This window comes from Pseudomonas sp. ADAK13, from assembly GCF_012935715.1.
In the GTDB taxonomy this organism is placed as follows: Bacteria; Pseudomonadota; Gammaproteobacteria; order Pseudomonadales; family Pseudomonadaceae; genus Aquipseudomonas.
Genome location: NZ_CP052860.1, coordinates 5,482,933 through 5,499,052 on the forward strand (window position 1 = coordinate 5,482,933; position 16,120 = coordinate 5,499,052).

Sequence of the window (16,120 nt, forward strand, 5' to 3'; positions counted from 1 at the left end):
CCACGTGTTCATTGGCTTGCAGCGAATTGGCCCAGCGCTTGCTAAAAGAAATCCAAACTTGGATACAAGATGGAATCCCCAATGCGCAACGAACAACTCGGCTGGACCCTGGGTGAATGGCAGGCCGCTTACCGCAGCCAGGCGCTGACCCCCGATATTCTGTTGACCCTGGCAAGCACCTTTCCCGACCAGGACACCGCCTGGATCAGCCGGGTGCAGCCGCAGCAGTTGAGTGCACAGTTGGCGCAACTGGCCGAGCGGCTTGCGGCGGTCGACGGCGATATCGACAAGCTGCCGCTGTATGGCGTGCCGTTCGCCATCAAGGACAACATCGACGCGGCAGGTTGGGAGACCACGGCTGCGTGCCCTGAATTTGCCTACACCGCGCAGGCAGATGCGTCGGTGGTGGCCCGGCTGCGGGCGGCGGGGGCGATCCTGATGGGCAAGACCAATCTTGATCAGTTCGCCACGGGACTGGTGGGTACACGCTCACCCTACGGAGCAGTCGGCAACAGCTTCAACCCGGACTATGTCAGCGGTGGCTCCAGCTCGGGTTCGGCCTCGGTGGTTGCCCGTGGCCTGGTGGCGTTCTCCCTGGGCACCGACACCGCAGGTTCCGGGCGGGTACCGGCGGGCTTCAACAATATTGTCGGGTTGAAGCCGACCAAGGGGCGCCTGTCCAACACCGGATTGGTGCCGGCCTGTCGCACGGTGGACTGCATTTCGGTGTTTGCGTTGACCGTCGAAGATGCCGAACGGGTTGCCGGTGTGGCCGCAGCGTATGACGCCAGCGATGCGTATTCCCGCGTCAATCCCAACACCGCGCCGGTCGCTGTGGGTGCCACGATCAAGCTGGCGGTGCCGGCCGACCTGGAATTTTTTGGCGATGCGCAGAACCAGGCGGTGTTTGAACAGGCACTGCTCAGGTTCAAGGCCCTCGGCGCCGACATCACCCCAGTGGATTTCAGCCCGTTTCAGCAGCTCGCCGAGCAACTGTATTTCGGTTCCTGGGTGGCGGAGCGTACGGTCGCGCTGGAAGGCATGCTCGCCAGCCACCCCGCAGCGATCAACCCGGTGGTGCGTGGCATCGTTGAAAACGGCTTCAAGTACAGCGCCTGCGATGCCTATAAGGCCGAATACCTGCGGGCCGAACTGAGCCGGCGTATCAACGACACCCTCATCGGTTTCGACGCCTTGCTGGTGCCGACCTCGCCGACGATTCGTACCCTGGCGGAAATGGCCGTGGAGCCGGTGCTCTACAACTCGCAGTTTGGCTTCTACACCAACTTCACCAACCTGGCGGACCTCTCGGCGCTGGCCGTTCCCGCCGGGCTGCGCAGCAATGGCCTGCCATGCGGCATCACCCTGATCGCGCCTGCCTGGCATGACGCGGCGCTGACCCATCTGGGCAAACGCTGGCAGGCCGGCCTCGACCTGCCGTTGGGGGCGACCGAACGCTATCTGCCGCCACCCGCAGTTGCACGACAGGCGCCCGGCAGTGTGCGGGTGGCAGTGGTGGGCGCGCACCTCACCGGGATGCCGCTGAACTTCCAGTTGACCAGCCGCAATGCAGTGCTGGTGGAACAAACCCTGACAGCAAGCCAGTACCGCCTGCATGCGCTGCCGGGCAGCGTGCCGCCCAAGCCCGGGTTGGTCAAGGATGACTCGGGCGGCTCGATCATCGTTGAGTTGTGGGACATGCCTGTCGCGCGCTTTGGCGAGTTTGTCGCCGAGATTCCGGCCCCGCTGGGCATCGGCAATTTGACCCTGGCCGACGGGCGCAGCGTGAAGGGGTTTATCTGTGAACCCTGGGCCCTGGCAGGCGCCACCGACATCACCGAGTTCGGCGGCTGGCGCGCCTACATGGCGAGCAGGGCGTAGGCATGCAGCTCTCGACTACGAGAACCTCCAGCGAGCGGCCGGACAGCCTGGCGGAGCAGGTCTACCAGCGGCTGAAGGCTGACATCTTCGACTTTCGGCTGCTGCCGGGTGATCGCTTCAGCGAAGGCGAGATAGCCGAGCGCATGCAGGCCAGCCGCACGCCGGTGCGCCAGGCGCTTTACCGACTGCAGCGGGAAGGGTACCTGGAGGTGTTCTTCAGGAGTGGCTGGCAGGTGCGGCCGTTCGATTTCAACTACTTCGAAGAGCTGTACGACGTTCGGATCGTGCTGGAGTTAGCCGCCGTCAGCCGCTTGTGTGGCATGGCGCAGCAGGGGCTTGAAGGGCTTGAGGCGATTTGGCAGGTGGACGAAAGTGCACGGCTGGATGACGCCCAGGCCGTCTCGGCACTGGATGAGGCGTTTCATTGCGGGCTGGTACAGGCCACGGGCAACGCCGAAATGGCGCGGATGCATGTCGAGATCACCGAGAAAATCCGCATTATTCGGCGGCTGGATTTCACCCGGCAATCGCGTATTGTCGCGACGTATGAGGAGCACGGGTTGATTCTTGGGGCGATCCTGCAGCGGCAAAGCGATCAGGCGCAGCAACTGCTCAAGGCCCATATTGAGGCCAGCAAGCAAGAGGTGCGCAAGATCACATTGCACCGGTTGGCGGTGGCGAGAGGCACCCTTTGATTTTGGTGCATTCCCCTTGTGGTTAGGGGGCTTGTCCTGTGGTTAGGAGCTCGTACTGTAGTGAGGAAGCTTGTCCTGTGGCGAGGGGGCTTGTCCCCCGTTGGGCTGCGAAGCGGCCCCAAGAAGAGCGGAGCGCTGCGCACTCCAACGGGGGACAAGCCCCCTCGCCACAGGTTATTCCGGGATATTCCAGGTTATTCGAGCGTGGCCAAGACTTGCTGCAATTGATTGACCACCGACTCACTCGCCTCCAGCATCGGCGCGCGCAACTCACTGCCAATCAACCCCTCCATCGCCAGCGCGGCCTTCACCGGCGCAGGGTTGGGCTCCACGAACATCGTGTGAATCAACGGCAGCAGCTCGAAAAACGTCTGACGAGCCGCCATCAATTGGTTATCACGAACCTGTCGATGCAGCCTCACAAACGCTTCGGTACGCACATGCGCCGACGCGGCAATCGCGCCGGTCGCTCCCAGGCACAACGCGTTGAATATCTGCACGTCCTCGCCACACAACACATCGACCTTCCCGCTGGCCAACAGCGCCAGGGTGTTGGCCAGGTTGCCGCCGCAATCCTTGATCGCGACGATTCGCTCATGGGCGACAATGTTCAGCAGCGTCGCCTGTTCGAACGCAATGCCGGTGCGGTAGGGAATGTCATACAGGATAATCGGCACACTGGACGCATCGGCCACGCTGCGGAAGAACGCCTCAAGGCCCGCCTGGGACGGGCGGATGTAGCTCGGCGGCGGCACCAGTAAACCGGCCACCGGGCGCTTTAGAATCTGGGCCTGGAACTGCAACAGCTCAATCTGGTTATACCCCGCCAGGCCCATCACCACGTGCTGCGGCGGCACCAGCTCCAGTACGGCATCCAGCACCGCCAGTTGCTCCTGGCGACTCAGCGATGCGGCTTCGCCGGTGGTGGTGCAGACCATGATCCCGGCCACGCCCTTTTCCAGCAGATGGCAGACCAGGCGGCGCAAGCCGATGAAGTCGATGGCGCCGTTATGAAACGGTGTGACGACGGGAACCCAGATACCTTGAAACGATGACATGCGCTTTCTCCTGATGGTTGACCGATTTCGTCACCGTCAGAAGGGCAGAGGGAGGTAAGCAAGAGGAGGGGGCCTTCGCGCTCAATGTCCTGTCAGCTCATCTGACGGGACAGCGCGCCCCGGTCACATGAGCGACTGTTTCTTCGATTTGAGGGCGTGCGCAACGCAACCTTGCGCCTTGGCAATCAAGCCAATGACGGAAAAGTTGAAGGTCGTTGCAGACATTGAGGACACACCCTGAAGAAGACGCTTATCTTTATGGATTATTACAGGGTGTGTCAACTCGCAGAGATCAGTCGCGTTTCAGCCAGTGGCGCACAAAACGCAGTATTTCCCCCGACAGCTCTGCATCTTCCGGCGTGCCCATGAAACCGCCGTGGGGCATGGCTTCAAAAATGTGCAGCTCCACCGGGACGTCGGCCCGTCGCAGCGCCCGATGCAGGCGCACGGCGTTGGAGAGGAACAGGTCCCGGGTGCCGCTTTGCACGAACGTCGGCGGGAAACCCTGCGTGAAATCCCCGAACAGCGGCGACAGGTAGGGGTGAGCCAAATCGGCGCCAGCGGCGTACAGCAGGTTGACGCTCATCAGCGGGTTAGGCAGCACCAGGTCGACGGTGCGGTTGACCTGGAAGCTGTCGCCCGATTCGGTCAGGTCCACTTCGGGCGACAGCAATACCAGCGCCGCCGGCAGCGGCAAGCCTTCGTCGCGGGCTCGCAGCACGGTGGCGGCGGCCAGGTTGCCGCCCGCTGATCGGCCGCCGATCACGATCTTGTCCGGTGCGTGATGCGACAGTACATACCGGTAGGTCGCCATGCAGTCATCCAGTGCCGCCGGGTACGGATGATCGGGTGGCATGCGGTAGTCCACGCCGTAGCAGGTCATGCCGTGCAGGTCGGCGTGTTTGCCGGCAGCGAGACGGGCGTTTTCGCCGCCGCCGAACACCAGCGCACCGCCGTGCAGGTCGATGTAGGCGAACTCGGCCCCGTCGGCTGGCGTGGCCCGGTACACCGTGGCGCTTTCCAGCGTGAGCGTCTCTATACGGGCACGCAGGTTCGCGACCTGCCCCGCCTGTGACGCAGCGTACTGTTGGGCGACAGCGGCCTGCATGCGGCGCCAGCCGTCGTGGTCGTCGGCGGCGGGCAGGGTGTACAGGCTGTTCAACGGCACGCCATCTTCATTCACCAGGCGCTGTAATGCCGCCTGGGCTTCGGGGCTGATGGACTGGGGAACCGGGATGATTCGGAGGTCGATTTTTACGCCGTTACTCATGATCTGCACCGTTGGGGGAAGCGGGAGGCGCGCCGATACGCGAGCGCATTTTTGTCGTTACCGGTACTACACTGCAAGTCCAAACCTCCCTTCAGGGGAATCGTCATGATGAGCAAAAACACGATTTGCCTTTGGTACGACGGCGACGCACTGGATGCGGCGAACTTCTACGCCAGGACCTTCCCGGACAGTGCCGTAACGGCAGTTCATCACGCCCCCGGGGATTATCCGGCGGGCAAGCAGGGCGACGTTTTGACCGTGGAATTCACGGTGATGGGCATCCCGTGTCTCGGGCTGAACGGCGGCTCTGGCGTGAAGCACAATGAGGCGTTTTCGTTCCAGGTGGCCACCGACGACCAGGCGGAAACTGATCGCCTCTGGCACGCGATTGTCAGCCATGGCGGCCAGGAAAACGTCTGCGGCTGGTGCCAGGACAAATGGGGCATCTCGTGGCAGATCACCCCGAGGGTGTTGTCGGCGGCGATCACCAACCCCGACCGGGCAGCCGCCAAGCGGGCGTTTGATGCCATGATGGGGATGACCAGGATCGATATTGCAGTGATTGAAGCGACGCAGTGACTCGACCGACTGAATCAATCGGTCGGCAGTGCATGGGCGCCCACTGCCGTGTGGTCAACCAGGCGAACACTGTTGCGTCCGCCACGCTTGGATTCATACAGCGCCGCATCGCCTTGCTCGATCAACGCCGCCAGGCTCGCGGGCGGCGTGTCGAACAGGCTGGCGCCGATGCTCAGGGTCACCGCTTCGGGCGTGACGAATGCTTGGGAGGCGACGTGGTGAAACTGTTCTCGCAGGGCGCTGCCCAGCGCGATGATTCGCTCGCTCGAGGTGTTTTTAAGGAGGATCACAAACTCGTCACCGCCCAGCCTCGCCGCCAGCGCATCATCGGGTACCTGCGCACGGATCATCTCGCTCAGCGCCACCAGCAGCCGGTCGCCGGCCGTATGGCCGTACAGGTCGTTAATCAGTTTGAAGTTGTCGATGTCGATCACCAGCAGCGCGCCTGGCCGGGCGTACGAAACCTCGTTCAGAAGGCTCGGTGCCCGCAGCTCCAGGGCGCGGCGATTGTACAAGGCCGTCAAGGGATCGCGGGCGGCCAGCCGTGCAATTTGCTCTTCACGCCGGTAGCGCTCGGTGCCGGTCATCGACAGCGCAATCAGCATGATCGCCATCGCACCCTCCACCAGCGACACCTGAATGATCTCGCCACGAAACGCCGTCAGGTCGATCAGCGTACCCGGCACGACCGCCGACAGCGCCTTGGCCAGATAAAACAGCCCGTGGGCCAGCAGCACATAACGCAGTTGTACCGCGCCCACACTGAGCGAGCGGCCATGGGGGCGCAGCAGGAAACTTGCGCGCAGGGTCGGCAGCGCGACCAGCAGCGAATTGGCCAGCAGCATGGCTTTGGACCACGACTGTCCTTCCGGCAACAGCAGCATGCCAAACCAGGCGACGAAGATCAGGTACCAGCCGCGAGACAGCCGCACCTGAGTGAAACGCGCGACGCCCAGCAGGAAAAGCCAGTGCGCGGTGATCAGCAGCCCGTTGGCGAACCAGATGCCAATCAACAGCAGACCGCTGGCTCGCAGCAAGGCCAAGGTACTGCCCACGCTGATGATGGCGAAACCAGCGGTCCAGTACAGCAGCGAAGGCTCGCGGACATTGCGCCACTCGACTGCCAGGTACAACGCGGCGGCACCTGCGAGGGCGATGGTGAGGACCAGAATGGTAATGGGGTCGAGCGCCATGGACGGACTGGCCTGCCTGAAGTGCGGTGAGACGACGATTGTAAGCGTTTGGGTGGCTTTTTCGCAGCGCTCACCGCTGGCTGTATTGATCAACTTTCGCGTTTTTTAAAGGCTCGTATCAACCTGCAACTCGCGGAATGGAATGATCGGCCTGGGCGGCGTCGATCCATCCAGTGCCTTGCGCCAGTAGCCTACGTCATGCCACTGGCCATGCTTGAATCCCACCTCAGGGTACGTGCCGATATGCGTGAACCCCAACGCCTCATGCAACGCTACGCTCCCGGCGTTCGGCTGGGCGATCCCGGCATAAGCGGCGTGGTAGCCCTGGCGCATAAGCAGGGGTAACAGCCGCTCGTACAGTGCCCGGCCGATTCCGATGCGGTGCGCCACCGGATCGATATAAACCGTAACATCGACCGACCAGAGATAGGCTTCCCGGGCCCGATGCTGGCTGGCATAGGCGTAGCCCACGACCTGTCCATCCCGTTCGGCCACAAGGTAAGGGTAGAGATTCAGCGTGGTACTGATCCGCTGGGCCATCTCCTCGACGCTTGGCGCTTCCTGCTCGAAAGAGATCGCGGTGCGCTCCACCATCGGTGCGTAAATCGCCTGGATGGCTGGGGCATCTGCGGTGGCTGCTACCCTGATATTTCCTGCGAAGCTCATCGTTCATCCTCTTGTTCAGGCCCTGCGCGCCATCAGCAATACCGTCGCCGCCGCCGACAACAACCCGGCGCAGCAGCGGTTGAAAATCCGCTTGCCGCGAGGCAGCGCAAACCAGCGGCGCATATGCAAACCCATGTAGGCGTAGGCGCTGATGGCGATCCACTCCAGCGCCAGGAACATCGCACCCAGCAGGGCGAATTGCGGGGTGATCGGCTGGCCCGGGTCGACGAATTGCGGCAGGAAGGCGGTGAAAATCAGGATCGCCTTGGGATTGCCGGCGGCCACCAGGAACTCCTGCCGCGCCAGTGCCCACAACCCCGCCCTGGCCACCGTCGATTCAACTTCCGCCTGCGGGTTGGCACGCCACAATTGATACGCCAGATAAAACAGATACGCCGCGCCCAGGATCTTGATCCCGTAGAACAACAACTCCGAGGTTTGCAGCACCACCGCCAGCCCGGCGGAGGCGAGGGCGATCATCCCGGCGAAGGCCAACAAACGCCCGATGCCCGCCAGGCACGAAGTGCGGTAGCCGTAGCGGGTGGAATTGCTCACGGAAAGCAGGTTGTTCGGGCCGGGCGCCATGTTCAGGGCGAAACAGGCGGGGAGGAACAGGGTGAGAGTGGCGACGTCCATGTGGGCTCCGGCGGGCGGTGGCAGGTAAGATCACGAGGATAAGGGGTTTAAGGGGGGCAGCACAATTTGAGGTGCCGGATTGCATCACGTAACCTTGCGCACCCATGGATCCGTCCCCATGAGCAGGGAGTTGGCAATGCAAGGAACAGCGTTCCAGATAGTCCGAATAGATCAAATCCACGAAATAGTCTCGCCCACCGTAGAGTCCCTGTTGCAGCCGCTGGGTTTCGAGGTTCAAGGCCCGTTGACTTGGATTCGCAGCGCTGATGCCCCCATTCGCCAGGTCTTTCGCCTTGCGCAGTGGAAAGGCGGCAAGCTGGCACCGTCATGGGGGCTGTCGTTGGATTTTGTCCCGCATCTCTGCGGAAATGACTTCAAATGGCACAGAACGCCCAAGTCAGCGCGACCTGACCTGATATTCGATGTGCGAGATCGTGCGCTTGATATTTCCTACAGTTATGGACCTGAAACCATAGCGAAGTGCGCACCCGATATCCTCAGGGCGGCCATTGCAGATGCTGAGTCGTTCTGGAGCGCGGCTCGTTCGATAGCCGACTTGCCTGGCGCCTTCGAGCGGGTCAGGCAGCATCTGTCGAAAGGGGGGCTGGGTTTCTACAACTACACACAGCACCCTCTTGCATATGCCTTTGTGTTGGCCATGAATGGCAAGCCTGATGCCGCGGAGGAGGAGTTTCAACGCTATTCACTGCGCGTTTCAGCGACCGCCCAAAAGAAGCTTCGCCAGTTATTCATTGATGCTGGCGGTTACCCTGGTTAGATATAAGCCCGCAAGGTCGCGCTGCTTTCGACTCGTGCCGGAATTAAAATAAATAGAGTGTGCAAGAAGTGAAAGAGTCCTCATTTGGCAGCAAGTTTAAAAAAGCAATGGCTTTGATGATTGTACTTTTGTTGCTTGGGCTATGTTTTTTTTATATGTCCAAGGGGGCTCGCATTGCGAGACAAACAGTTTTAATGCCGTGGATTCCAGAGTTGGGTACCTATATAGCGTTTGCCTCTCTTGTTGGGCTCGTGTTTGCGGGCAGAACATTCTACTCTCGCCCTGACGGGAAAGGCCTGAAACGTCTCGCAGAGTCGTTCTTTGGTGGCTTTTGCCTTAGTTTTTTCCTTTCTCTGAATGTTTATCAAGTCTGTGTTTACCTATTGCCTGGTGACCTTGTTCAGTATGAAGCGGCGTATGAGTTGAGATTTCCAGGCCCTTCCCTTGGAAGGACTAACCGTTGTGAGGCAGGTTTGGGATTTAAGGATCTAAACACCGATCGCTGGATTGTGCTGTGCACTGATAATCTGGAATTGTCGGAACGAAGAAAAAAAGGCATGAATGCCCTGTGGGTGACTGCTCACTCAAACAAACTGGGCTCTTATATCGTAAGGTATGAATTTATCTATAAATAAACTAACCCCGCTTGGCCCGTTGCTGAGTTGAAGCAGCCATACCCTGGCCCTGGTGTTGAACGGTTGCTCGAATGTTCCGGTCCCCACCCCTCCATCGCACTGAGAGGTTCCATTACGCGTTCGCCACCATCTGCTCGAACTGCCGGGTCAGCTTTTCAAACCGCAATGCATCACAGGCCGGGCAGAGGAAAGGCATTCGTCGTCCGGTGAACATCGAAGTGTGGCCATCGCACTGCTTACAGCGCAGATGTGTCGTGATAGACGCCGTAAGAGGCTCTACAAGTTGATGGTTTAACCGACTTGCAAGAAAAGCCACCTGAGCCCGGTCAAACTGATTGGTCAGGCTCAAATGGCGCAAGTGCGAGCAACGAGCCAGGCTGGTGATATCGTCGAGTTCAAACTTTACAAACGCCAACGAGAGGCTGGTGAGTGTGGGTATGCGGGACACCGGTTCGATTGAGCTGAGGTGCAGAGGTGACGACCCGCCACCCAGGTTACCCGTCAAGCGCAGTTCGCTCAGCTCACCCAGCGCCTCGATGCCGTCGAGTCGACGCAGTTTCGGGAAGTCTCCCACTGACAGATCGGTCAACGCATTCAGGTTGAAAACAGGGTCCAGCGCTTCGATCCTTGTCGCCCGCTCAAGCTTCAATTTGCGTGTGTGGGTCAAGGTATCGAGTCCCTCGAGCGAGGAGAGCTTGAGGTTGTAGAGGCGCAGGTCCGTAGCGGTGCACCGGGACAGCACCGTTGGCCATACCTTTGCTGAAACGTTCCGAAGGTCAAGCTCATCGTTTTCAGCGAGTTGCTGTTCGGGGAACGGTTGATCCAGGCAAACAATCATAGTGCTCCTTCTGTGCAGTTTGGTCCGTGAACGAGGAACTCCTCAATCTCCCGACTACCCCGCAAGTGCACCACCGGAACCTGCGGCCCTGCCGCCAGGCGCACCGCCTCGATTCCCGGCCGGTAGCTGCGATCAAACGTCCACACAAACTTCAGGAAGGTCAGGAACGCCCGGTCGATTCTATCGGTACAGCCTGCCGCCATGTCCGGGCGCGGGCGTTTCAGGGCGCTGCGCAGGATCACCCGGGTGAAGCAGGTGAGCCGAGGCGTATCGAGCCAGATGATCAGGTCGGCACGGGGCAGGCGCAGGTCGAAGGTACGCCGGGCGTAGTTGCCTTCGCACACCCAGGTATCCGTTGCGACCGCTTCACGCACCCGCGTGCGGAACTGCTCGGCGTCGGGCTCGACCCAGCCGGGGGACCAGAACAGGCGGTCCAGGTGCACCACGGGCAGGCCCAGGCGTTCGCCGAGAGTGCGGGCGAGGGTGGATTTTCCGCTGCCGGCATTGCCGAGAATCACGATGCGTTGCATGAGGACGTCCTGTCGCGGAAAAGCCGGCAATTGTGCAGCTTTTAAATGACCGGTTAAAGACTTATGAGGTAGGTTTATTGCCCGGAACGGACCCTGTCGATCAAGGAAGTGCTTTATATGCAAACCACCTTTTCCCAAATCAGCGAACGGCTGAACAATCGTCGATTTATCGTAGCGGGCAACACCCACGGGCTGTCGGGTACGGGCACTGTGTTTGAGTACCACGTCGATGCAAACGCCATCTGGGGCACGTACCAGGGCGGCCGGATCCGCATGGGTAATCAAGTCGGGCGCGCCACCGGCACGGATACCATCGAGTTGCTGTATCAGTGCCTCACCACCGAGGGCGAGATTCTGGCCGGATGGTCACGGGGCACGGTAGGCGTGGATGACGCCGGACGTACCACGTTGGCCTTCGTGTGGGGCTGGTTGTCGGGTGCGGAGGGCGGTGGGGAGTCGAGCTATGTTGAGCTAAGCAGCCATACGGTTTAACGCTTACTTGAACCGCTCAACCAGGTAATCGACAAAGCAACGCACCCGCGCCGGCGTGTGGGTGCCACCGAGGAACACGGCATGAATCTCTTCCCCGTCGCCGGGGTTGAAGGCCTCCAGCAGTGGCACCAGTCGGCCCGCCTTGATCGCGTCTTCAACGGTCTCGGCGCAGACCCGCGCGATGCCGATGCCTTCGGCCGGCACCCGCATCCAGGTGCCGACCGGGTTCGCCGCCTTTCGCGATCCGGTGTTCGTGCCGCCGCCGCGCTCATTGGTCGAGAAAACCTTCAACATCGTGCACTGGAGCGAAATGCCTGCCGGCGGTCACTTTGCGGCCTGGGAGCAGCCGGCGTTGATGCTGGCGGATTTTAGAGCCTTTATCGCTACTGTTTCGGCTTGAGCATCAGGTCCAGGTTTTGCACGGCAGCCCCCGCGGCGCCTTTGCCGAGGTTGTCGAAGACCGCCGCCAGCAAGACCTGGCCCGTCTCGTGGTTTTCACGCACGATCAAACGCAAGTCATCCGTGCCGTTCAGCGCTTGAGGGTCCAGGTAGGTCAGCTCGTTGGCGGCCTGCATCGACAGCACCTCGACGTGATTGGCGTCGCGGTAATGCTGTGTCAGGCAGTCGTGCAACAGCAACCCATCCACCCCCGGCGCCAACAGCCGCCGTTGCAGCGGGACGGTCAGTACGATCCCCTGGCGGAACGCCCCGTAGGACGGCACAAACACGGGGCGCTCCGTCAGGCCGCTTTGCCGTTGAATCTCCGGGACATGCTTGTGCGCCAACCCCAGGCCATACACCAGGAAGGCGGGTGCCTGTGAGGCGTCGGCGCCCTCATGCTCCTGCACCCCGGCGCGGCCTTTGCCGGAATAACCCGACACGGCATGAATCGTCGTCGGGTAGTCCTTGGGCAGCAGCCCGGCTTCAAGCAAGGGGCGCAACAGCCCGATCGCACCGGTGGGATAGCAACCGGGGTTGCTGACGCGCTGCGCCGTGGCGATGCGTTGAGCCTGTTGCGGGTTCATCTCGGCAAAACCGTAGGTCCAGTCGGGATGAGTACGGTGCGCGGAACTCGCGTCGATCACCCGCACGGCAGGGTTTTCGATGCTTGCCACCGCATCCCGCGCGGCGTCATCGGGCAAGCACAGGATCGCGATGTCACAGGCGTTGATCATCTCGGCGCGATGCTGCGGGTCTTTGCGGTGTTCGGCGCTGAGGCTGACCAGTTGCAGGTCGGTGCGGCCGCGCAGGCGTTGGTGGATCTGCAATCCGGTGGTGCCTTGGTCGCCATCGATAAATACAAGGGGAGTTGCCATGGAATGCGCTCGGTAGGAAATCAGATGTCCCAATCTTCAATGAGCGGATAGGATAGGAAAAGTTGAATTTCATAACGATGAGATTCAGTTTTTCTGAATAAGGATTGACCCATGCGCGAAATCAGCCTCGACCGCCTGCGCACGTTGGTGGCGATTGCCGACCTCGGTTCCTTCGCCGAAGCGGCGCGCATGCTGAACCTGGCGCCCCCCACGGTCAGCTTGCACATTGCCGACCTGGAAGCCCGGGTAGGCGGGCAGTTATTGTCGCGTACCCGTGGGCGCGTGCAGCCTTCGGCGATTGGCGAAACCCTGGTGGAGCGCGCGCGTCGATTGTTGGCGGATGCGGAACAGGCGCTGGAGGACGTGGAGCGCCAGGTGCAAGGCCTGGCCGGGCGTGTGCGCCTGGGCGCGTCCACCGGGGCCATCGCCCAGTTGCTGCCGCAAGCCCTGGAGACCTTGAGCCAGCACCATCCCGCCATCGATGTGCAGGTCGCGGTGCTCACCTCCCAGGACACCTTGAAGAAGCTCGCCGAGGGTGCTTTGGAGATCGGCCTGGTGGCGCTGCCGCAGGCACCGGTGAAGGGCTTGCGCATCGAGCCCTGGCGGCGCGACCCGGTCATGGCTTTTTTGCCGGCGCGCCGGGAATGCCCGGAGGTGGTAACACCCGCCTGGCTGGCCGCCCAGCCGCTGATTCTGAATGACAACACCACCCGGCTTTCGCGCCTGACCGCCGAGTGGTTTGCCAGTGAAGGATTGCAGCCCACACCGCGCATTCAACTGAACTACAACGATGCGATCAAAAGCCTGGTGGCCGCCGGTTATGGCGCGACGTTGTTGCCCCATGAAGCGTCCACCCCGTTGACCGACAGCCGGATTGTGATGCGGCCATTGCAGCCGTTGTTGTGGCGCCAACTGGGGATTGCTCACCGTGCCGGGGACATCGAGCGGCCGACGCAGCATGTGCTGGAGGTGTTGTGGGGGTTGAGTGCCGGTCACACGGATTGACAGGACCCGACTGTGGAGTTTTATTTCTATGAGCGTGATGCCAAATTAGTGGCGACTTCCCGATTCCCCTTCTAAGCCCTTTACCGACTCAACTATGGATGGGTCGGTACGATGGAGTTTTATTCTGCTAAGGGTTCTAGCGACAACGAAGGACAGGGTTTCACAGCAATTCCGAGTTTCCACAGTACAACGGTGGGCTCTCCCGGCAATCAAGGCTTCCTGATTTGGCGACAGACCATCGAACTCCTGTTTGATGCAACCGCTCTAGAACCTCATGATTTTTCAGCCTCAATGACGGTTTACCATTTCAACCGCTTTCTGTTTTGCAGTGGTCGCCTGGATGGCGCCCGCTACTGTCGGGACCGGGCACGATTGAAATGGTGCGACCTCGATCACTACCTGCTTCATCTGCCCTTGCACAAAGGCCTGGTGTGCGGCGACGGTTTGCGGGTGCGCCGGCTGGATGTGGTGGTGCTTGATCTGTCGCAACCGGCGGGTTTTTCCATGGCGCAGGGCGAGGGCGTGAGCCTCTTGATTCCGCGTACGGCGTTGTCGCCCTTGCTGTATGACACGGGGCAACTGCATGGGCTGGTGCTGCGCCGGGAGAGTGCGTCCGGCGTGCTGTTGGCCCAACTCTTATCATCACTGATGGTCGTCGCGCCGAGGCTTTCGCTGGATGAAGCGCTCAGGCTCACCTTGCCCATGCTCGGCATGGTTGCGGCGTGCCTGGGCAGGGACGTGGCCCGCACTGCCGCTGCGCCACGCTCCGGCCCCGCCCATCTAGGCCGCAGGGTACGCCTTTACATCGAGCAGAATCTGCAGCGCGAAGACCTCTCCCCCGGCGCGCTTGCCAAGGAGCTGGGTGTTTCGCGCAGTCAGCTCTATCGGGAGTTCGAAAAATTTGGCGGTGTGCGCCACTACCTCCTCCAACGTCGCCTGCGCCGCTGCTTGTTCGCGCTGTGCGACCCGGGCAACGCCACCCGGCGCATATCTGACCTCGCCTACGACCACGGCTTCGCCGATGAAGCGCATTTCAGCCGGCTGTTTCGCAAGGCCTTCGGTCTGTCGCCACGGGCTGCCAAAACCGCCATGCAGCGCGGCGATCTGCCGGATTTTTCTCCCTTGGTGCCACACGCTGGCGACGTGCCCGGGCTCGCGAAGTGGGTCCGTGAATTGATCAGCAGCTGAATCCGCCAGAGGCCGTTTAACCGAACGGCCTTTTTTTGGGACGCGCATCCAGGTTTTCGGGACGCACGTTCACAGACAGCACCGGGACTCCGGGCCTAACCTCGACTCACCAACTAACCCATCAGCAAGTGGCGTTGCCAGGCACAGCACGCTGCATTGGCACTGACATCTGACAAGGAGTGTCTCACGTGGCGAACCAATCTCTGCACCTTCTCATCCAGAGCATCGCCGGTGCCGTCGCCGAGGCGCAGGACAAGATCCAGCGTTTCCAGGTGTCCACGGTGCGCCAGTATTTCGATGAAGATAACCGGCCGGTCAGTATCGAGGTCCGGTTGCCATCCACTTCCCCCGGCGCACTGGAAGGTGAGGAACGCGTGGTCTCCGTGCCGTTGCTTTCCCTCGTAGGCTCGCGACTGCTCGCCGTGAAGGACATGGAAATCTCCTTCGAGGTTGGTCTCAACGCGGATGAGAGTGGCGCACTGAGCCCCGTGCAAAGCGAAGCGCCTGACTCAGGCGATGCCGATTCCCCATGGCCGACTGAATCCCATAAGCCTTTGAGCGTCGATCTTGGCGCTCGCCGTAATGGGGAAGGCGGGCCACTCGCGCGCGTCACCCTCAGAGTCGAAACCCAACCCTCGTCCGAGGGGATGGCTCGGCTGGTTCAAAACCTCGATAAATTGATCTGAGTACAAATGGAGATGACTTATGCCTAACTTCTCGATGGGTGACCAATTCCGCGGCCTTCCCATGGGTGACTTGATCGGCGGTCCCCTGACCGCCGCTTGCGATGCCCAAGTACGCCTGGCCAATGCCACCGCTGATTTCATCAAGGTGATTGGCTTTCTGCCGCCCGCGACCGACGACGATCCCAACGCGGTCGGTGGCGTGCGAACAGTGATGTTCCGTTTCGATCGGCCTTCACAGGCCAACCCGGGCACGGGCGGGCTCAACCCGATGGAAACGGTGGAGCTGGAAGTGCCGCTTCTGGCCGTGGTGAAGGTGCCGAACTTGTCCATTAACAAGGTCGACATCAGCTTCGACATGGAGGTAAAAAACTCCGAGCAATCCCGCGAGTCCAGCGACTCCGCAGCGGCGTTGTCGGCCGAGGCGAAGATTGGCTGGGGCCCGTTCAGCGCCAAGGTGAACATCTCGGGCTCGGTGTCTTCTCACAAGGAAAACACCCGATCAAGCGACCAGTCGGCCAAGTATCACGTCGAGGTGCATGCCAGTGACGACGGCATGCCTGAAGGCCTGGCCCGGGTGCTCGACATGATCGCCCAGTCCGTCGCGCCCAAGGCGATCACCCAGGCGCCAGCGTAAGCCGGCATCGTTAGTGCTTAACAGCCAGCGGCTATAGGGG

19 protein-coding genes and 1 pseudogene are annotated in these 16,120 nt (G+C 61.2%); 11 read left to right on the forward strand and 9 right to left on the reverse strand.

Annotated features, from left to right (window positions below; all coding sequences use genetic code 11):
- Positions 1–81 precede the first annotated feature (81 nt).
- Together atzF and HKK54_RS25280 are read left to right on the forward strand one after the other, a co-directional pair.
- Complete coding sequence (atzF, locus tag HKK54_RS25275) at positions 82–1,881, forward strand: allophanate hydrolase (RefSeq protein WP_169388211.1); 1,800 nt, start codon at positions 82–84, stop codon at positions 1,879–1,881.
- A gap of 2 nt (positions 1,882–1,883) precedes the next feature.
- A complete protein-coding gene (locus HKK54_RS25280) occupies positions 1,884–2,576 on the forward strand; it encodes a GntR family transcriptional regulator (protein ID WP_169388212.1) in 693 nt (230 codons plus the stop codon).
- A 194-nt stretch (positions 2,577–2,770) separates the two neighbouring features.
- On the opposite strand, the gene dapA is transcribed toward HKK54_RS25280, so the two are convergent.
- Both dapA and HKK54_RS25290 read right to left on the reverse strand, forming a co-directional pair.
- Positions 2,771–3,634 carry a 4-hydroxy-tetrahydrodipicolinate synthase gene (gene dapA, locus HKK54_RS25285; RefSeq protein WP_169388213.1) on the reverse strand — a complete coding sequence of 288 codons (864 nt, stop codon included), beginning with the start codon at positions 3,632–3,634 and terminating at the stop codon, positions 2,771–2,773.
- Between the two features lie 292 nt (positions 3,635–3,926).
- Positions 3,927–4,904 carry an alpha/beta hydrolase gene (locus HKK54_RS25290; protein ID WP_169388214.1) on the reverse strand — a complete coding sequence of 326 codons (978 nt, stop codon included), beginning with the start codon at positions 4,902–4,904 and terminating at the stop codon, positions 3,927–3,929.
- A gap of 105 nt (positions 4,905–5,009) precedes the next feature.
- Between HKK54_RS25290 and HKK54_RS25295 the strand changes: the two genes are divergently transcribed.
- The gene (locus tag HKK54_RS25295) at positions 5,010–5,483 is read left to right on the forward strand and encodes a VOC family protein (RefSeq protein ID WP_029615843.1); all 474 of its coding nucleotides are present in this window, start codon (positions 5,010–5,012) and stop codon (positions 5,481–5,483) included.
- Between the two features lie 14 nt (positions 5,484–5,497).
- Here HKK54_RS25295 and HKK54_RS25300 read toward each other — a convergent pair whose 3' ends face one another.
- The 3 genes from HKK54_RS25300 to HKK54_RS25310 all read right to left on the reverse strand — a co-directional run bounded on the left by HKK54_RS25300 (position 5,498) and on the right by HKK54_RS25310 (position 7,978).
- Entirely contained in the window at positions 5,498–6,676 is a 1,179-nt protein-coding gene (locus HKK54_RS25300; protein ID WP_169388215.1) for a GGDEF domain-containing protein, read from the reverse strand.
- 105 nt (positions 6,677–6,781) lie between these two features.
- Complete coding sequence (locus HKK54_RS25305) at positions 6,782–7,342, reverse strand: arsinothricin resistance N-acetyltransferase ArsN1 family B (RefSeq protein ID WP_169388216.1); 561 nt, start codon at positions 7,340–7,342, stop codon at positions 6,782–6,784.
- A gap of 15 nt (positions 7,343–7,357) precedes the next feature.
- A complete protein-coding gene (locus HKK54_RS25310) occupies positions 7,358–7,978 on the reverse strand; it encodes a LysE family translocator (protein WP_169388217.1) in 621 nt (206 codons plus the stop codon).
- A 118-nt stretch (positions 7,979–8,096) separates the two neighbouring features.
- Between HKK54_RS25310 and HKK54_RS25315 the strand changes: the two genes are divergently transcribed.
- The gene (locus HKK54_RS25315) at positions 8,097–8,756 is read left to right on the forward strand and encodes a hypothetical protein (protein ID WP_169388218.1); all 660 of its coding nucleotides are present in this window, start codon (positions 8,097–8,099) and stop codon (positions 8,754–8,756) included.
- A gap of 59 nt (positions 8,757–8,815) precedes the next feature.
- On the forward strand, positions 8,816–9,391 hold the full coding sequence (locus HKK54_RS25320) for a hypothetical protein (protein ID WP_237150986.1): 576 nt from the start codon (positions 8,816–8,818) through the stop codon (positions 9,389–9,391).
- A 112-nt stretch (positions 9,392–9,503) separates the two neighbouring features.
- On the opposite strand, the gene HKK54_RS25325 is transcribed toward HKK54_RS25320, so the two are convergent.
- Together HKK54_RS25325 and HKK54_RS25330 are read right to left on the reverse strand one after the other, a co-directional pair.
- Positions 9,504–10,229 carry a leucine-rich repeat domain-containing protein gene (locus tag HKK54_RS25325; RefSeq protein WP_169388219.1) on the reverse strand — a complete coding sequence of 242 codons (726 nt, stop codon included), beginning with the start codon at positions 10,227–10,229 and terminating at the stop codon, positions 9,504–9,506.
- Positions 10,226–10,759: an AAA family ATPase gene (locus tag HKK54_RS25330; RefSeq protein WP_169388220.1), complete on the reverse strand. Its 534-nt coding sequence runs from the start codon at positions 10,757–10,759 to the stop codon at positions 10,226–10,228. The genes HKK54_RS25325 and HKK54_RS25330 overlap by 4 nt, the downstream gene beginning before the upstream one ends.
- 117 nt (positions 10,760–10,876) lie before the next feature.
- Between HKK54_RS25330 and HKK54_RS25335 the strand changes: the two genes are divergently transcribed.
- The gene (locus tag HKK54_RS25335; RefSeq protein WP_169388221.1) at positions 10,877–11,251 is read left to right on the forward strand and encodes a hypothetical protein; all 375 of its coding nucleotides are present in this window, start codon (positions 10,877–10,879) and stop codon (positions 11,249–11,251) included.
- A 3-nt stretch (positions 11,252–11,254) separates the two neighbouring features.
- Here HKK54_RS25335 and HKK54_RS25340 read toward each other — a convergent pair.
- Positions 11,255–11,443, reverse strand: a pseudogene (locus HKK54_RS25340) (LysR family transcriptional regulator); the annotation flags it as partial.
- Here HKK54_RS25340 and HKK54_RS25345 point away from each other — a divergent pair.
- Positions 11,433–11,651, forward strand: a complete 219-nt coding sequence (locus HKK54_RS25345; RefSeq protein WP_237150987.1) for an alpha/beta fold hydrolase — start codon at positions 11,433–11,435, stop codon at positions 11,649–11,651. The pseudogene HKK54_RS25340 and the gene HKK54_RS25345 sit on opposite strands and share 11 nt — an antisense overlap.
- Here the strand turns inward: HKK54_RS25345 and argC are convergent.
- On the reverse strand, positions 11,635–12,567 hold the full coding sequence (gene argC, locus HKK54_RS25350; protein WP_169388222.1) for an N-acetyl-gamma-glutamyl-phosphate reductase: 933 nt from the start codon (positions 12,565–12,567) through the stop codon (positions 11,635–11,637). The genes HKK54_RS25345 and argC overlap by 17 nt on opposite strands.
- Before the next feature lie 111 nt (positions 12,568–12,678).
- Here argC and HKK54_RS25355 point away from each other — a divergent pair, with 111 nt between their 5' ends.
- The 4 genes from HKK54_RS25355 (at position 12,679) to HKK54_RS25370 (ending at position 16,080) form a co-directional block, all read left to right on the forward strand.
- A complete protein-coding gene (locus HKK54_RS25355; protein WP_169388223.1) occupies positions 12,679–13,572 on the forward strand; it encodes a LysR family transcriptional regulator in 894 nt (297 codons plus the stop codon).
- Between the two features lie 111 nt (positions 13,573–13,683).
- Complete coding sequence (locus HKK54_RS25360) at positions 13,684–14,760, forward strand: helix-turn-helix domain-containing protein (RefSeq protein ID WP_237150988.1); 1,077 nt, start codon at positions 13,684–13,686, stop codon at positions 14,758–14,760.
- Positions 14,761–14,948: 188 nt separating this feature from the next.
- Positions 14,949–15,446, forward strand: coding sequence for a DUF2589 domain-containing protein (locus HKK54_RS25365; RefSeq protein ID WP_008436324.1), 498 nt, complete (start codon positions 14,949–14,951; stop codon positions 15,444–15,446).
- Between the two features lie 19 nt (positions 15,447–15,465).
- On the forward strand, positions 15,466–16,080 hold the full coding sequence (locus tag HKK54_RS25370) for a DUF2589 domain-containing protein (protein WP_010169710.1): 615 nt from the start codon (positions 15,466–15,468) through the stop codon (positions 16,078–16,080).
- The last annotated feature ends 40 nt before the right edge of the window (positions 16,081–16,120 follow it).

Bases quoted from the DNA above. Each gene is read 5' to 3' on its own strand.
- HKK54_RS25355 (WP_169388223.1), top strand. From the start codon at position 12,679: ATGCGCGAAATCAGCCTCGACCGCCTGCGCACGTTGGTGGCGATTGCC.
- HKK54_RS25305 (WP_169388216.1), bottom strand. From the start codon at position 7,342: ATGAGCTTCGCAGGAAATATCAGGGTAGCAGCCACCGCAGATGCCCCA.
- HKK54_RS25310 (WP_169388217.1), bottom strand. From the start codon at position 7,978: ATGGACGTCGCCACTCTCACCCTGTTCCTCCCCGCCTGTTTCGCCCTG.
- HKK54_RS25370 (WP_010169710.1), top strand. From the start codon at position 15,466: ATGCCTAACTTCTCGATGGGTGACCAATTCCGCGGCCTTCCCATGGGT.
- HKK54_RS25325 (WP_169388219.1), bottom strand. From the start codon at position 10,229: ATGATTGTTTGCCTGGATCAACCGTTCCCCGAACAGCAACTCGCTGAA.
- HKK54_RS25280 (WP_169388212.1), top strand. From the start codon at position 1,884: ATGCAGCTCTCGACTACGAGAACCTCCAGCGAGCGGCCGGACAGCCTG.
- atzF (WP_169388211.1), top strand. From the start codon at position 82: ATGCGCAACGAACAACTCGGCTGGACCCTGGGTGAATGGCAGGCCGCT.
- HKK54_RS25295 (WP_029615843.1), top strand. From the start codon at position 5,010: ATGATGAGCAAAAACACGATTTGCCTTTGGTACGACGGCGACGCACTG.
- HKK54_RS25345 (WP_237150987.1), top strand. From the start codon at position 11,433: ATGCCGATGCCTTCGGCCGGCACCCGCATCCAGGTGCCGACCGGGTTC.
- HKK54_RS25290 (WP_169388214.1), bottom strand. From the start codon at position 4,904: ATGAGTAACGGCGTAAAAATCGACCTCCGAATCATCCCGGTTCCCCAG.
- HKK54_RS25330 (WP_169388220.1), bottom strand. From the start codon at position 10,759: ATGCAACGCATCGTGATTCTCGGCAATGCCGGCAGCGGAAAATCCACC.
- HKK54_RS25300 (WP_169388215.1), bottom strand. From the start codon at position 6,676: ATGGCGCTCGACCCCATTACCATTCTGGTCCTCACCATCGCCCTCGCA.
- argC (WP_169388222.1), bottom strand. From the start codon at position 12,567: ATGGCAACTCCCCTTGTATTTATCGATGGCGACCAAGGCACCACCGGA.
- dapA (WP_169388213.1), bottom strand. From the start codon at position 3,634: ATGTCATCGTTTCAAGGTATCTGGGTTCCCGTCGTCACACCGTTTCAT.
- HKK54_RS25315 (WP_169388218.1), top strand. From the start codon at position 8,097: ATGAGCAGGGAGTTGGCAATGCAAGGAACAGCGTTCCAGATAGTCCGA.
- HKK54_RS25360 (WP_237150988.1), top strand. From the start codon at position 13,684: ATGGAGTTTTATTCTGCTAAGGGTTCTAGCGACAACGAAGGACAGGGT.
- HKK54_RS25335 (WP_169388221.1), top strand. From the start codon at position 10,877: ATGCAAACCACCTTTTCCCAAATCAGCGAACGGCTGAACAATCGTCGA.